The 13822-nt window shown below is 72.8% G+C and carries 12 protein-coding genes and 1 tRNA gene; 8 read left to right on the forward strand and 5 right to left on the reverse strand.

The genetic code is table 11. From position 1 onward, the window contains the following. Window positions 1-9 precede the first annotated feature (9 nt). Window positions 10-918: a phosphate ABC transporter ATP-binding protein gene (locus tag ACDF64_RS06905; protein ID WP_394554327.1), complete on the forward strand. Its 909-nt coding sequence runs from the start codon at window positions 10-12 to the stop codon at window positions 916-918. After that, entirely contained in the window at window positions 915-2894 is a 1980-nt protein-coding gene (locus ACDF64_RS06910; protein ID WP_394554329.1) for a substrate-binding domain-containing protein, read from the forward strand. The genes ACDF64_RS06905 and ACDF64_RS06910 overlap by 4 nt, the downstream gene beginning before the upstream one ends. A 41-nt stretch (window positions 2895-2935) precedes the next feature. On the opposite strand, the gene ACDF64_RS06915 is transcribed toward ACDF64_RS06910, so the two are convergent. Genes ACDF64_RS06915 through ACDF64_RS06930 form a run of 4 tightly spaced genes read right to left on the reverse strand, consistent with a single transcriptional unit; the run spans window position 2936 to window position 6083 of the window. Continuing rightward, complete coding sequence (locus tag ACDF64_RS06915) at window positions 2936-3628, reverse strand: NUDIX domain-containing protein (RefSeq protein ID WP_394554332.1); 693 nt, start codon at window positions 3626-3628, stop codon at window positions 2936-2938. An 8-nt stretch (window positions 3629-3636) separates the two neighbouring features. Then, window positions 3637-4125: a YajQ family cyclic di-GMP-binding protein gene (locus tag ACDF64_RS06920; protein WP_394554333.1), complete on the reverse strand. Its 489-nt coding sequence runs from the start codon at window positions 4123-4125 to the stop codon at window positions 3637-3639. Window positions 4126-4180: 55 nt separating this feature from the next. After that, window positions 4181-5050 (reverse strand): MOSC domain-containing protein, encoded by an 870-nt coding sequence (locus ACDF64_RS06925; RefSeq protein ID WP_394554334.1) that lies wholly within the window; start codon window positions 5048-5050, stop codon window positions 4181-4183. Between the two features lie 13 nt (window positions 5051-5063). Then, complete coding sequence (locus tag ACDF64_RS06930) at window positions 5064-6083, reverse strand: LacI family DNA-binding transcriptional regulator (protein ID WP_394554335.1); 1020 nt, start codon at window positions 6081-6083, stop codon at window positions 5064-5066. 163 nt (window positions 6084-6246) lie between these two features. On the opposite strand from ACDF64_RS06930, the gene ACDF64_RS06935 reads away from it, so the two are divergent. From ACDF64_RS06935 to ACDF64_RS06960, 6 genes are all read left to right on the forward strand, one after another. After that, window positions 6247-6411, forward strand: a complete 165-nt coding sequence (locus ACDF64_RS06935) for a hypothetical protein (protein WP_394554337.1) — start codon at window positions 6247-6249, stop codon at window positions 6409-6411. After that, complete coding sequence (locus tag ACDF64_RS06940) at window positions 6408-6923, forward strand: PH domain-containing protein (RefSeq protein ID WP_394554338.1); 516 nt, start codon at window positions 6408-6410, stop codon at window positions 6921-6923. The genes ACDF64_RS06935 and ACDF64_RS06940 overlap by 4 nt, the downstream gene beginning before the upstream one ends. 312 nt (window positions 6924-7235) lie before the next feature. Then, window positions 7236-7317: transfer RNA gene (locus ACDF64_RS06945), tRNA-Tyr, on the forward strand. Between the two features lie 252 nt (window positions 7318-7569). Next, window positions 7570-8397 (forward strand): inositol monophosphatase family protein, encoded by an 828-nt coding sequence (locus ACDF64_RS06950; RefSeq protein WP_394554339.1) that lies wholly within the window; start codon window positions 7570-7572, stop codon window positions 8395-8397. Window positions 8398-9108: 711 nt separating this feature from the next. Next, window positions 9109-10683: a M23 family metallopeptidase gene (locus ACDF64_RS06955; RefSeq protein WP_394554340.1), complete on the forward strand. Its 1575-nt coding sequence runs from the start codon at window positions 9109-9111 to the stop codon at window positions 10681-10683. 272 nt (window positions 10684-10955) lie between these two features. Continuing rightward, on the forward strand, window positions 10956-11879 hold the full coding sequence (locus ACDF64_RS06960) for an endonuclease domain-containing protein (protein WP_394554342.1): 924 nt from the start codon (window positions 10956-10958) through the stop codon (window positions 11877-11879). 99 nt (window positions 11880-11978) lie between these two features. On the opposite strand, the gene ACDF64_RS06965 is transcribed toward ACDF64_RS06960, so the two are convergent. After that, window positions 11979-13724, reverse strand: coding sequence for an alpha-amylase family glycosyl hydrolase (locus ACDF64_RS06965; RefSeq protein ID WP_394554343.1), 1746 nt, complete (start codon window positions 13722-13724; stop codon window positions 11979-11981). Between the last annotated feature and the right edge of the window lie 98 nt (window positions 13725-13822).

Raw genomic sequence — 13822 nt, forward strand, 5'->3', positions numbered from 1 at the left:
TCCACGCACATGACCGACCGCACCCAGCTCATCGAGGTCGTCCCGGGCTCGCGCGCACCCAAGCGCGGCATCCAGTTGCCGTTCGGCGGCGGACGCGGGGCATCCAAGGCCGCCGGCGCCGCCTCGGGGTCCGCACCGCAACCCCTCGCTTCGCTCGACGCGAGCAACATCTCTGCCTGGTTCGGCGACCACCTCGTGCTCGACCGGGTCTCGCTCACCATGCCGGCGGGCGTCGTCACCTCCCTCATCGGGCCGTCGGGCTGCGGCAAGTCGACGTTCCTGCGCATCCTCAACCGGATGCACGAGCTCGTGCCGTCCGCGAGCCTCGCGGGCGAGGTGCGCCTCGACGGCGACGACATCTACGACCGCGCGAAGTCGCTGACCGAGGCGCGGAAGCACATCGGCATGGTCTTCCAGAAGCCGAACCCGTTCCCTGCGATGTCGATCTACGACAACGTCGTCTCCGGGCTGAAGCTCACCGGCACCAAGGCCTCCCGGGACCAGAAGGACGAACTCGTCGAGTCGTCGCTGACCAAGGCCGGCCTCTGGAAGGAGGTCAAGGACCGCCTGCGCGCTCCCGGCGGCGGGCTCTCCGGCGGCCAGCAGCAGCGCCTCTGCATCGCACGCTCGATCGCCGTCAAGCCGCGGGTCCTGCTCATGGACGAGCCGTGCTCGGCACTCGACCCGACGTCGACCCGCGTCATCGAGGAGACGATGCTCGAGCTCGTGAACGAGGTGACGATCGTCATCGTCACCCACAACATGCAGCAGGCGCAGCGGGTGTCGCAGCAGTGCGCCTTCTTCCTCGCCGGACAGGGGCGGCCCGGGCACATCGTCGAGCACGGCGACACGGACGCGATGTTCGAGGACCCCATCGACCCGCGCACGGCCGACTACGTCAACGGCCGGTTCGGATGACCCGACGCACGCGTCGCGCGGACGGCCGCGCGCTCGCCGTCGTCGCGCTCGCGGTCGCGCTCGCCGGCCTGCACCCGACGGCCGCGGTCGCGTCGAGCTGGGCGCCCGTCGGGGGCTCGGGCTCGACCTGGGCCCAGCCGGCGATCGCGAGGTGGCAGCAGGATGTCGCGGTCGCCGACGGGATGTCCGTGCAGTACTCCGCCATCGGTTCGACGCAGGGACGCGCCGATTTCGCGGCCGGGAACGTCGACTTCGCGGTCACCGAACGCCCGTACCTCACGGAGCCCCTCGACGCACAGCCCGCGGAGACGCCGCAGCGCCCGTACGCCTCCCTGCCCCTGGTCGCGGGCGGCACGTCGCTCGCCTACAACCTCCGCGTCGACGGTCGGCCGTTCATCGACCTGCGGCTGTCGGGGGACGTCGTCGCGATGATCTTCACGGGCCGGATCACGGCGTGGAACGACCCGCTGATCCAGGCCGACAACCCCGACGTGATCATGCCCGCGCGCCCGATCATCCCCGTCGTACGAAGCGACGCCTCCGGGTCGACGGCGCAGTTCACGCGGTGGCTGTCGATCGCGCATCCCGACCTCTGGGCCTCCGGAACCACGCAGGTGTTCCCACTCGCGACCCCCGCCTTCCGTGCCGCTCCCGGCTCGAACGGCGTCGCGGGCTACGTCGGCCAGGCCTTCGCCGACGGCGCGCTCACGTACGTCGAGACGTCGGTCGCGACATCGGTCGGCCTGCCGTCCGCGAAGCTCCTCAACGCGTCCGGCTACTACGTGGGACCGACCGCCGATGCGGTCGGCATCGCGCTGCTCGGCGCGCCCGCCGACGCGAGCGGCATCCAGCCGTTCGCCGAGGTCGTCGGCAATCCGGACCCCCGCGCGTACCCGCTCTCGACGTACGCATCGATGCTCGTGCCGACCGAGGCCGGCCCGACGTTCACGACGGACGCCGCGGCGACGCTCGCCGCGTTCGCCGGGTACGCGGTGTGCGCCGGGCAGCGCTCGGTCGGCGAGGTGGGGGACGCGCCGCTGCCGATCAACCTCGTCGAGGCCGCATCCCGGGAGCTCCGCCGCATCCCGGGCGCGCCCTCCGAGGGCCTCGACCTCGCTGCGTGCGCGAACCCGACGTTCGGACCCGGCGACACCGCGACCTCGAACCGCCTGCTGACGGATGCCCCGATGCCGCCGCCGAGCGCCCGGAAGGGCCCGCTCGGGGTCGACGAAGCCGACCTGACCCCTGACCGGCAGCGACTCCAGGTCACCACGACCCCGGGCAGCACCGTGCTGCACCTCGATGCAGGCCGGGCGTATGCGGGCTGGACCCTGCGGGTCGGCGCATTCTCCGACCTCGTCGACCTCGGCCGGGTCGCCCTCGACGGGTCCGGAACGGGAACCGTCGAGATCGCGGGCCGCGGATTCGTGCCGGGCGATGCGCACCGGCTGTTCCTCGCTCAGGCTGACGGCACGGTCGAGGCCTGGGGTCCGTTCACGGTCCCCGAGGCCGATCCCGGCGACGAGGGGCCCGTCGTCGTGCCGCCCGGTTCGGGTCGGTTCGAACTCGTCGCCCCGGTGTCGGGCGCACTCGACCTCGGCACGGTCCGCGACGGGCGCGCGACCGATGCGGTTCGCCTCGGCGGCTTCACGGTCGTCGACGATCGCGCCGAGCGGCTCGGGTGGATCCTCCGCATCGACGTCCAGGACTTCGTCGGCCCGGGCGCGGTGGGCATCCCACGCAGCGCGCTCGGCTACGCGCCGGTCGTGGGGACGCTCCCATCGGGGGTGGAAGCCTCGGCCGGGCTCGAGCCGGGGTCGGGGATCTACCCCTCGACGTTCGCGACCGGGGCGCCCGGATCATCCACGGGCGGAGCCGGTGCCTCGTTCGACGCCGACCTCACCTTCCGCCCGCCCGCCGGAACGGCACGCGGAGCCTACCGATCGACGCTGACCCTGACGTTGATCTCGCAGTAGCACCGGCGCGGGCGCTCCGAGGGACAAGCGCCACCCGGCGCTCAGCCCCCGGCGGTGCGGAACGGCCCCCGGAGCGCCGCCCACTGGAGCAGCATGATCGTCTTGGCGTCGAGGATGTCGACGCCGATGCGATCGAGCGCGTCGTCGAAGCCGAGCTCGAGCACCTCGATGTCCTCGCCCTCGTGCGCGAGGCCCGCGCGGGCGCCGTGCGCGATCGAGCCGTGGTCGTAGGGCGCGGCGAAGAAGTGGAGCCGCTCGGTCACCGAGCCCGGGCTCATGTACACGTCGAAGACGTGCTCGACGTCGCCGACGGTGAGGCCCGTCTCCTCCTCGGCCTCGCGGCGGATCGCGGTCTCGGGGTCGTCGGCGTCGAGCAGGCCCGCCGCGGCCTCGATGAGCATGCCGTCGGGGTGCTCGTTGACGTACGCCGGGAGGCGGAACTGCCGCGTGAGCACCACGGTGCGGGCCGTCGCGTCGTAGAGGAGGATCGTGGCGCCGTCGCCGCGGTCGTAGGTCTCGCGCTGCTCGGTGGTCCACCGGCCGTCGGCGTGGCGGAAGTCGAACGTCGTCGACCGGGTCACGTACCAGTCCGACGTGAGCACGCGCACGTCGCGCACCCGGACGTTCGGGTTGCGGTCGAGGTCGCGGCCGACGCGATCGAGTCCGGTGCGCCCGCGGCGGTCGGGCACGTCGACGCCCGGGCGGGGCATCCCCTCGCCGTCCTGGTCCGTCATGCGCGCGGTCAGCGGAAGTTGACGAACTGGAGGTCGATCTCCAGGTCGGCGGCCTTCAGGATCCGCATCGTCTCCTGCAGGTCGTCGCGGCTCTTCGACGAGACGCGGAGCTCGTCGCCCTGGATCTGCGACTTCACCGTCTTCGGGGCCTGCTCGCGGATGATCTTGCCGACCTCCTTGGCGTTCTTCTGGTCGATGCCGTTCTTCAACGCGATCTCGATGCGGAACTCCTTGCCGGAGGCGTAGGGGTCGCCGTCGTCGAGCGACTTCAGCGTGATGCCGCGCTTGATGAACTTCGACTGGACGACGTCGAGGACGGCCTTCACGCGCTCCTCGGTCGACGCCTTCAGCAGGATCTTCTCGCCGCTCCACTCGACCGACGCGCCCACGCCCTTGAAGTCGTAGCGCTGCTCGATCTCCTTGCGGGCCTGGTTGACCGCGTTGTCGGCCTCCATCTTGTCGACCTTGCTCACGATGTCGAACGTCGAATCTGCCATGCGGGCCAGTCTAGCGAGGGCGCCCGGCCCCGGTCGGGCGGCGTCGACGGCGCCGTCAGGCGCCCGGTTCCGCCGCCGACACCGGGTCGCCCACGGTCACGACATCGGACGAGGATGCCCCGAGGTCGGGGACCAGCCACACGCCGAACCACGTCTTCCCGTCCCGTCGCCGGTGACGCGCGAGCGTTCGGATCGGCTCCTTGCCGCCCTCAAGCGTGACCGGGTCGATCGTGGTCATGACGCACCGGTCGCAGGCGCCCATCACGCGGAAGCGGACGGGGCCCGCCTGCACGCTCGACCAGCCCTCCTCGGCGAACGGGTCGCCCGGGTCGCCGTCGACGACGAGGTTCGGGCGGAACCGTTCCATCACGAGGGGCGGGGCATCCGTCTCGCCGCGCTCGAGCGCGTCGGACAGTGCGAGCTCGTCGAGCCGGGCGAGGGATGACTCGCTCGCGAGCAGGATCGGCGCGGCGTCGGCGAGCGTCAGGCGGTCGCCGTCGTGTCCGCCGAGCTCGGCCTTCACCGTGCGCGCGGCCGGGTCGGGTTGCCACACGAGGCGGAGCGGGCGGCCGATCCGGTCGGAGAGCCAGGCGTCCGCGCCGGGCCCGGCGGGCAGGGCCGAGCCCTGGCGCGAGTGGCCGACCGGGATCGCCTCGGCGTCCGCCGGCTCGGGGACGACCATCCCGGCGGCGCCGTCGCGCGAGCCGAGGCGGAGGCCGCCGGACGTGGGCTCGGCCGTGAGCGCGAGCAGGGCGTGCTCCTCGCGTGCGGTCACCGGCCGACCCCCGGGATCGACGACGCCCCAGCGTCGATCGCCCTCGAGCCCCCACGGCAGGACGCGCGCCGACGACACGTCGGCACCCGCGAACGACTTCACCGGGTGGACGCGGATGCGCGTGATCCGCATCGCGGCGGGACCACTCACGCCGTGCGACCGCTCATGCTTCCGGCGCGCGCGCCGTCGAGTTCCGCACCCGGAGCTCGAAGGGCAGCGGCGTCGCCGCGGGCGGCGGGGCGTCGCGGCCGGGCTCGAGCTGCTCCATCAGGATCTCGACCGCCTGCTCGCCCTGCCCGCGCGGGAACTGCGCGACCGTGGTGAGTCCGAAGAAGTCGGAGAGGTCGTGGTCGTCGACGCCCACGACGGACACGTCGCGGGGCACGCTCATGCCGAGGTCGCGCGCGGCGAGGATCGTGCCGATCGCCATCTCGTCCGAGGCGGCGAAGATCGCGGTCGGACGGTCGCGCGGGACCCCAAGCAGCTGCTTCGCCGCGTGGTACCCGCCGCGGATCGTGAAGTCCGCCGGTGCGAAGAGCCGGGGGTCGGCCTCGACGCCCGCGTCGGCCAGGGCCGCCTCGTAGCCGAGCCGGCGGTTCGTCGGGAGGTGGAAGTCGAGGTCGAACTCGAGGTCGCCGCCGATGTGGGCGATCCGGCGGTGCCCGAGGCCGATCAGGTGCTCGGTCGCGAGCCGGGCGACCGCGACGTCGTCGATCGTGAGCGTACGCACCCCGGGGATCGGGCCGCCGACGCCGACGAGGGGCTTGCCGAGCTCGTGCAGCCGCCGGACCTCGGCCTCCTCGAGTTCGAGCGACACGGCGATCACCGCGTCGACCCGCTGGCGCAGGAGGAAGTGCTCGAACACCGTCGCCCGCTCGTCGCCGCCGCCCGAGAGGTTGTAGAGCGTGAGGTCGTAGCCCTGGCGCAGCAGGGCGCGCTGGGCACCCTCCAGCACCGACGAGAAGAACCAGCGGTTGAGGAACGGGATCACGACGCCCACGTTGCGCGTCCGGCCCGACGCGAGGCTCGACGCGCTCGAGGACACCACGTAGCCGAGGCGGGCGGCGGCGTCCTCGACCTTCGCCTTCGACGCGGGGGAGACGTGCCCGCGCCCGCTCAGCGCGCGCGAAACCGTCGCGGTGGAAACGCCCGCGAGACGCGCGACCTCTTCGATGCCGGCCATGGGACTCCTCATTCACGGACTCCAGCCCGGGACATCCGCGATCATATCCGCCGTTTCGGCGTGGCGGCTCGCACCGCGGCGTGCGCGCGCGGTAAGAAAGGTCGAGTCCGAGGTGGCCGGTGGGGAGGCGCGCCCGCAGTAGCCGCATCGAAGGGAGCCCAGCGTGAAGTGGGTCAAGCGAATCGTCATCGGTGCGGTCATCGTGTTCGCGCTGTTCTACATGATCAATCGCCCGGCTGATGCTGCCGGCGCGGTGCGCGGCGCATTCGACGCGGTCGCGGCCGCGGGCCAGTCGATCGGGCAGTTCTTCCTCTCGCTCGCCGGATGAGCCTCGGCGGCGTCTTCGACCCCCAGGTGGAGCGCCACCTGCTCGTCGACGAGGGCGAGGTCGTGGTCGACCAGGTGCACAAGCACTGGGTCGCCGTCATCGGGCCCGTGCTCGAGTTCGTCCTGATCATCCCCGTGCTGCTGCTCATGGCGTGGACCCCGGTCGAGGCCTCCTGGCTTCCGCTCGTCGCGGCGGCCGCCATCGCCGCGCACGCGGGCTGGCGGTTCCTCGAGGTGCGGATGGACCGGTTCGTCATCACCAACATGCGGGTGTTCCGCGTCCGCGGCATCCTCGGGCAGAGCATCGCGACCATGCCGCTCACCCGGATCCTGGACATCACGGTGCACCGACCGCTCATCGGCCGCCTCTTCGGCTTCGGGCACTTCATCTTCGAGTCCGCGGCGCAGGAGCAGGGGCTGCGCGAGATCCGCTTCGTCGGCGACCCGACCGAGCGCGGGCTCACGATCCAGCGGGTCATCCAGCGAGCCGGCCTGCGCGGCAACGCGCGCTGACCCGCCCTGCGTCCGGCGCCGCGGCCCGGAGTCGCGGCCCGGAGTCGCGCGAAGTGACCCGAATCGACCCACAGGCCGGGCGAAACGTCGGTTCGGGTCACGTCGTCCGGCGAAGTGACGCGAACCGACGCCCAGCATGCGCCGGAACGTCGATTCGGGTCACCTCGCTCGGGGAGCGACGCCGGGCGGGAGGCCCGGAGGAAGGCCCGTGCGAGGCCGATCCGGGTTCCGGGGGCTCGATTTCGCGGAGCGCCGGGCTGCGGGTATCCTTGTCAGGTTCCCGGTCGCGTGCACAACACGGTCGGGTGCAACGGCGAGTTACCCAAGCGGCCAAAGGGATCTGACTGTAAATCAGCTGTCATCGACTTCGGGGGTTCGAATCCCTCACTCGCCACATCGGAACCCCGGCCTCGGCCGGGGTTCTCTCGTCTCCGGCCGATGGATGTCCCGGCCGAGGCATCCGAGCCTGAGCCATCCGGGCCCGAGGCACCCGAGCCCGAGGCATCGGGCCCGGCCCGGTCGCGGCACTCGGGTCTGAGTCATCCCGGCCCGAGGCATCCGCCGCCCGCCATCCGCCGCCCGCCCATCGTGACGCCGCGCGCGGCCGCCCCTGCCGGGGCGGCGGCTCGGCCGATACCGTGGGACGGTGACCGAGCACGAGGCATCCGTCGTCCATCCGTCTCCCGCCGAACTCCTCGAGATCGCGCGGTCGATCGCGGCGGAGGCGGCCGCGTTCGCCGCCGAGGCGCGGCGCCATGGCGTCAGCGTCGCCGCGACGAAGTCGACGCCGACCGACATCGTCACCGCGGTCGACCGCGACACCGAGGCGCTCATCCGGCGCCGGATCCTCGAGGCGCGGCCCGACGACGGCATCCTCGGCGAGGAGGATGCGACGCGCATCGGCACGACGGGCCTGGACTGGGTCGTCGACCCGATCGACGGCACGGTCAACTTCCTCTACGGCATCCCGATGTGGTCGATCAGCATCGCGGTCGTCTCCGGATCCACCGACCCGGCGACCTGGACCGCGCTCGCGGGCGTCGTCGCCAACCCGACCACGGGCGAGGTCTACGCGGCGAGCCTGGGCGGGGGAGCGACGCGGGACGGCGAGCCGATCCGGGCGAACGAGGATGTCCCGGCCGACCGCGCGCTCGTCGCGACCGGGTTCAGCTACTCGGCCGAGCGGCGTCGCGAGCAGGGCCGGGTCGCGGCCGAGCTGCTCCCGCAGATCCGCGACCTGCGTCGACTCGGGTCGGCCGCGCTCGACCTGTGCGCGGTCGCGGACGGACGGCTCGACGCCTTCTACGAGCGCGGGCTGAACCCGTGGGACCAGGCCGCGGGCGGTCTCGTGGCGCGCGAGGCGGGCGCCGTCGTGGGCGGTCTGGGTGGCGCGCCGGCGACGGGGGAGATGGTGCTCGCGGCCGGACCGGGGCTGTTCGACGAGCTCGCGGCGATGCTCGAAGCGGCCGGCTGAGCGTCCGGCGCGGGGTGGACGATCGGCAACCGCCGGGTGAATCGCGGGTTCCCGGTCGGCGGGCGACCTGCGCGGGCGCCCGAAACGGAGACACTGGGTCATCTGTCCCACGACATGGCGCGATCGGATGCCAGCGGTTAGGCTTTACCGATCCGTTATCTCGGCGCCGGCGTCGGGATGATCACCTCGCCCTGATCCGCCCCGAACGCCGAAAGTTCTCCCGTGCCCGAGTCCCCCCTCGTGCCGGGGCACCCCGTGCCCGGCATGCCGCACGACGCTCAGCCCCACCTGACGCGTCGGCAGCTTCGAGAGCGCGCGACGGGGAGCCCGGCGATGCCGGCTCCGGCACCCGGCGGGACGCCGCATCCCGGCGGGTACGGCTCGGATGCCTCGGGGCGCGCGTATGCCGAGCAGGGGATGACGGCCGGGCACCAGCCGTCGGCCTCGACGCAGCCGTCGGCTTCGGCTTCGGGTTCGGCTTCGGCGTCCTGGACGCAGGGCGGAGCTCCGGCAGCAACCGACGGGTCGGCTCCGGCAGCGTCATCGCCTGCGGCATCTGTCGCGCCGTCATCGTCGCTTCGCCCGCGGATCAGGCCGCCGGCACAGGATGGGCCCGAGGCGTCGCCCGGAACGGCATCGTGGAACCCGCACGGCGTCGGACCGAACGGACCGGCCTCGCAGGCCGGGCAGGCGGCGCCGAACGTGCCCCCGGTGGCGGGCGGGCAGGCCGCACCGGTGCAGCCCTCCTCGCAGTCCGCGAACCAGACGCAGTTCCCGCAGGGCGCTCGCCCGGACCAGTACGCGGCGCCGTCGCAGTCCGGGCTGCCGCAGCAGCAGGCGCAGCTCCGCTCTCGCGTGCGGCAGCCGGCGAACGACGCCCCGCAGCATCCCGCTCAGGCGGCTCCGCAGACGCAGGCGGCCCAGGCCCCGCAGACCCAGGCGCCCAAGCCGCACGCCGCGACTTCCGCCCAGGCTCAGGCCCACGCCCCGGCCCCGGCGCAGGCCCCGGCCCCGGCTCAGGCGGCGCCGCAGACGCAGGCGGCCCAGGCCCCGCAGACCCAGGCGCCCCAGCAGCACGGCGCGACTTCGGCCCAGGCCCAGGCCCAGGCCCAGGCCCAAGCCCACGCTCAGGCGGCCCCGCAGATCCAGGCGCCCCAGGCCCCGGCACGCGCCCAGTCCGAGCCCGCGCGCCCGCTCGACGCCCGCGACCCCCGACGTCGCCCCGAGATCCCCGCCGCTCCGCCCCGGGAACAGGCCGACGACTTCGCCGCACTCTTCGGCGGCCTCGTCGGTGACGACCTCGACGACACGGCGGCGCTCGACGCCGAGGCATCCATCGCCCGTGCGACCGGCCGGTCCGGCCGCCGGCCGTCGCAGCCGGAGCGGCACGAGGCATCCTCCGATCCGGTGCACCCGGCAGAACGCCGGCGAGCGTCGTACGCCGCATCCGCCCAGGCCCAGCCCGACGCGTCGGGACGGCGCGAGCGGTCCCGGGGCGAGGCATCCCGCGCTGCCGTCCCGGGCAAGCGCGCCGTCGAGTCGCCTGCCGCGCCGGTGCGCGCCGCCGTGCGGCCGACCGGACGCCGTCGCGGACGCGCGGTCCGCGCGGTCGCCGCGATGGGGTTCACCGCGATGCTCGCGCTCGCGACCTCGGTGCCGGCGCTGTCGCTGCTCACCTCGGACGACGTGCAGGCGCTCGCACTCGCCGCCGAACTGCAGCGCACGGGCGGGCAGACGATCACGCTCGGCGACCAGCTCGCCGAACCGCTCGTGCAGCAGGAGGGGTACGAGCACCAGACGCTCGAGGAGTACGCCGAGGCCGCGGGCATCCGCCCCGAGGCGACGTTCACGAACGACCCGTTCGGCACGATCCAGTGGCCGTTCAAGGTCGGTGTGCACATCGGCGACCGATTCGGCTACCGCGACTGCGCGGGCTGCTCCGAGGACCACCACGGGCAGGACTTCAACCCCGGGTACGGCGCCGAGACCCAGTCGATCGCCGACGGCGTCGTGTCGGAGTCGACCGACGCGGGCGGATCGCTGGGCGTGGTCACCATGATCGATCACGTGATCGACGGCCAGACCGTCACCAGCGTGTACGCGCACCTGCAGTACGGGTCGCGCCGGTTCGAGATCGGCGACCAGGTGAAGGTCGGCGACGTGGTCGGCAACGTCGGCTCGACCGGCATGTCGACCGGACCGCACCTGCACTTCGAGATCCGCATCGGCGGCAAGGAAGGCGAGTGGGTCGACCCGCTCGTGTGGCTGTACGACAACACGAACTAGCTGCGGCCGCGTCTCCGTCGCGGCCTGAGTCCGGCTGGCGCACAAACACAGGAGAATCGCCGTCAGGAGTCCTGAGCAGGCGTATGGGCCGGAATTTCATGCGTTTCGGGCATTCGGGCATTCGGGCATTCGGGCATTCGGACTTCGTCGGGCAGGCGTGCCGGCAGCGAACCCCGCACGAGCACCCCTCCCCACTCCGCGCATCGCCGAACCATCCACAATCCGGTGGTCCGCCGACCCGCCCGTTCATCGCTGCGGCCACAGTCGACCGTATGTCGGTCCTCATGGACGTGCTGCGCGCGAACGGCGGCGCCGCCCCGTACGCGGTCCTCGAGCGTGCCGGGATCCCTCGGGATCACGTGCGAAGCGCGGTGCGTTCCGGCACGATCGAACGCGTCCGGCATGGATGGTTCGCCCATCCGGCGGCGGATCGTGACGTCGTGCGGGCGGTCCGGGTCGGCGGAACGGCAACCGCCGCGTCGGTCGCCCGGATGCACGGGCTGTGGGTGCACGACGGCACCCGACTCCACGTCCGCGTGCGCCACAGCACCGGGCGCCTTTCCTCGCCGCTCGATCGTGCCGTCCCGCTCGACCGAATCGGGCAGCGGGTCTGCGTGCACTACAGCACGAAGGCGGGCCTCGATCGGGCGAGGGATCCACTGGTCCTGGCGCTCGCCGAGATGTTCGCCTGCGCTCCGCGCGACGAGGCGCTCGCGTCGATCGACTCTGCGCTCGAGCAACGGCACCTCACGATGGGCCATCTCGACCTCGTCCGGGCCGAGATGCCGCCGAGCCGACGCGCCGAAGTCGATCTCGTCGACCCCGACGGCCAGTCCGGGCTGGAAACGCGGATACGGATGCTCCTGCATGGGCGTCGCATCCGGTACCGGTCGCAGGTGCACATCGCCGGTGTCGGAACGGTCGACTTCCTCGTCGGAGACCGGCTCGTGATCGAAGCCGACGGGCGAGCATGGCACTCGGGCGCCGCCGCGTTCGACCGCGACCGCCGGCGCGACTTCGAACTCGTCATCCAGGGCTACCTCGTGCTGCGACTCAGCTGCTCGCAGGTGATGGAGGACTGGGAGCGAACGAGCGACGGCATTCTCGCGCTCGTGGGTCGGGGAGCCCACCGGTGGGCGGGCGGCGGGCCGTTCTCGCGGGTCGACACGACGGGCCCGGCTCTGCGAAACGCATGAGAATCCGGGTCATGGATGCCTCGGTGGGGCACCACCCGGATTCTCATGCGTTCGTCGGGGCCGCCGACCCCCGCAGGCGCCGCGGGTCGGCGTAGTGCTCTAGGCCCGCACCCAGACCGTCGTGTCGGCGGGGACCGTCTCGGCGACCGGCCCGGACGCGAGCACGACCTCGCCCGCGGGGAGCGCGACCGGCTCCGCGCCGGTGTTCGCGACGACGAGCAGGCCGCCGTTGCGGAACGCCACGACGTCGGACGGCAGTCCGAGGTCGGTCGCCCACTCGAGCGCGCCCGAGCCGAGGGCGAGGTCGCGGCGGATCCGCAGGGCGTCCCGGTAGAGCGACAGCGTCGAGGCGGGGTCGCCGACCTGCCGGTCGCGCGCGAGGTCGGCCCACTCGCCGGGCTGGGGGAGCCACGAGGCATCCGTCGGCCCGAAGCCGTACGAGGGCGCCTCCGATTCCCAGGGGAGCGGCACGCGGCAGCCGTCGCGGCCGTAGCGCTCGCCGTCCGTGCGGAACCAGGTCGGGTCCTGGCGGGCGTCGTCGGGGAGGTGGATGACCTCGGGCAGGCCGAGTTCCTCGCCCTGGTAGAGGTAGGCCGAGCCGGGCAGCGCGAGCATGAGCGCGGTCGCCGCGCGGGCGCGCCGGAGGCCGGGGGCGTACTCGGGCAGGCCCTTGGACTTCGGCCCGAGGCCGTGGCCCTGCGGGTTGTCGGCCGTGACCGAGAGGCGGGTCGCGTGGCGGACCACGTCGTGGTTCGAGAGCACCCAGGTCGAGGGGGCGCCGACCGAGCCGAACGCGTCGAGCGAGGCATCCACGACCTTGCGCAGTGCCACAGCCTTCCACGGGGTCTCGAGGTAGGCGAAGTTGAAGGACTGGTGCATCTCGTCGGGGCGCACCCACTTCGCGACCTTGGAGAGCGGGTCGACCCACGCCTCGGCGGCGAGGATGCGCTCGCCTGGGTACTCGTCGACGAGCAGGCGCCAGTCGCGGTAGACCTCGTGCACGCCGTCCTGCGCCCAGTAGGGGGCGCCGTCGCCGTTCTCCTGGCTGATCGCCGGTTCGAGTGCGACGCCCGAGGCGGACTCGCCGAGCGTGTCGAGCGCGGGGTCGTCCGCGCCGTCCGCGCCGCCCGCGCCGCCCATGCTCCCGGCGCCCTCGGCGGGCGTCCAGTCGGGCAGGCCGTCGGCCTTGATCAGGCCGTGCGCCACGTCGACGCGGAAGCCGTCGACGCCGCGGTCGAGCCAGAAGCGCAGGATGCGCCGGAACTCCTCGCGGACCTCCTCGTTCGACCAGTCGAAGTCGGGCTGCGTGCTGTCGAAGAGGTGCAGGTACCACTGGCCGGGCGTGCCGTCGGCTTCGGTGACGCGCGTCCAGGCGCGGCCGCCGAAGACGGACTCCCAGTTGTTCGGCGGCAGTTCGCCCGAGGCGCCGGCGCCGTCGCGGAACAGGTAGCGCGCGCGCTCGGCACTGCCGGGCGCGGCGGCGAGGGCCTGCTGGAACCACTCGTGCCGGTCGGACGAGTGGTTCGGCACGAGGTCGACGATGACGCGGATGCCCCGGGCGTGCGCCTCGTCGAGCATGGCGTCGAAGTCCGCGAGGGTGCCGAAGAGCGGGTCGACGTCGCAGTAGTCGGCGACGTCGTACCCGGCGTCCTTCTGGGGCGAGGTGTAGAAGGGCGAGAGCCAGATCGCGTCGATGCCGAGCTCCTGCAGGGCGCCGAGGCGGGACGTGATGCCCGCGAGGTCGCCCATGCCGTCGCCGTTCGCGTCGGCGAAGGAGCGGGGGTAGATCTGGTAGATCGCGGCGGTGCGCCACCACTCGGAAGTCATGCGGAAACTGTACGTCATCCGTTCACACGCTGGAAACGCTTGCAGTCGACGGGTGAAACCGAAAGGTTACGAGCCGGTATCAGATCAGGCTCCCCGGTTTTGTGAACAACTCGTGA

It is taken from the genome of Agromyces sp. MMS24-JH15 (assembly GCF_043518605.1).
Classification (GTDB): domain Bacteria; phylum Actinomycetota; class Actinomycetes; order Actinomycetales; family Microbacteriaceae; genus Agromyces.